The sequence below is a fragment of the Corallococcus sp. AB049A genome (assembly GCF_003668885.1).
GTDB classification, from domain to species: Bacteria; Myxococcota; Myxococcia; order Myxococcales; family Myxococcaceae; genus Corallococcus; species Corallococcus interemptor.
Map to the genome: position 1 here is coordinate 1 of NZ_RAWL01000801.1, position 1,269 is coordinate 1,269.

1 protein-coding gene is annotated in these 1,269 nt (G+C 68.8%); it reads right to left on the minus strand.

Going from position 1 to position 1,269, the window contains the following annotated elements; genetic code table 11:
- Positions 1-1,243, minus strand: a 1,243-nt coding sequence (locus D7X55_RS39495) for a condensation domain-containing protein (protein WP_306437764.1), incomplete at its 3' end; no start/stop codon positions are given.
- Between the last annotated feature and the right edge of the window lie 26 nt (positions 1,244-1,269).

The window sequence follows — 1,269 nt, forward strand, 5'->3', positions numbered from 1 at the left end:
TCTCGTTCCACTCGACGAGAAGCCTCTGCCGCTCCTCGGCCGTCATCACCTCCAGCATGGAGACACGCGCGTCGGGCTGGGCGGCAAGAGAGGAGAGAAGGACGCCGAAGTGGCCCATGAGGCGCTGAACGGTGGAGGCGTCGAAGAGGTCGGTGCTGTACTCGAGGAAGCCGGTGAGACCCTGAGGCACCTCGAAGAGGGTGAGGGCCAAATCGAAGCGGGAGGAGTTGCCCTCCAGGGGGATGGGCTGGAAGGCCATGCCCGGCACGCGCAGCGCCTCGGCGGGGGCGTTCTGCAGGACGAGCATCACCTGGAAGAGGGGACTGCGGCTCAAGTCGCGCGAGGGCTGGAGGACCTCCACCAGCTTCTCGAAGGGCACGTGCTGGTGCTCATAGGCCGCGAGGGTGGTGGCCTTCACCTGGGAGAGCAGCTGGCGGAAGGACTCCTCCGGGCGCACGTGGGCGCGCAGGACGAGCGTGTTGACGAAGAAGCCGATGAGGCCTTCGGCTTCCGCGTGGGTGCGGCCGGCAATTGGTGAACCCACGCTGATGTCGTCCTGGCCGGAGTAGCGAGACAGCAGCAGCTGCCAGGCCGCGAGCAGGAGCATGAAGGGTGTGGCGCCCTCGCGCTGGGCGAGGCTGCGCAGTGAGTCCATCAGCTCCACGGGGATGGTGACAGGCACGGTGGCACCGCGCCGGGACTGCACGGCCGGACGTGGACGGTCCGTGGGCAGCTCCAGTGCCGCGGGGGCTCCGGCCAGCTGCCGCTTCCAGTAGCCGAGCTGCGACTCCAGCGTCTCGCCCTGCAACCACTGGCGCTGCCAGAGCGCGAAGTCCGCGTACTGCACCGGCAGCGGCGCGAGCGAAGGCTCTCGGCCCGCGGTGAAGGTGGCGTAACTCGTGGCCAGCTCCTTCACGAGCACACCCATGGACCAGCCGTCGGAGACGATGTGGTGCATCGTCACGAGGAGGACGTGCGTCTCCTCGGTCAACTTCAGGAGGGCCGTGCGCAGCAGTGGCCCATGGCCGAGGTGGAAGGGCTGCCGGGCCTCCCGTGTGGCAAGCCGCAGCGTCTCCGCCTCACGAGCGGATTCGTCCAGGCCGGACAGATCCGCCACGGGGAGCGCCCAGGAGGCCGGTGCATGGATGCGCTGGAAGGGCTGGCCCCCCTCTTCGAAGAAGGTGGTGCGCAGCGCTTCGTGCCGCACGACCAAGGCTTCGAAGGCACGACGCAAGGACTCCACGTCCAGCCGCCCCAGGAGGCGCAGCG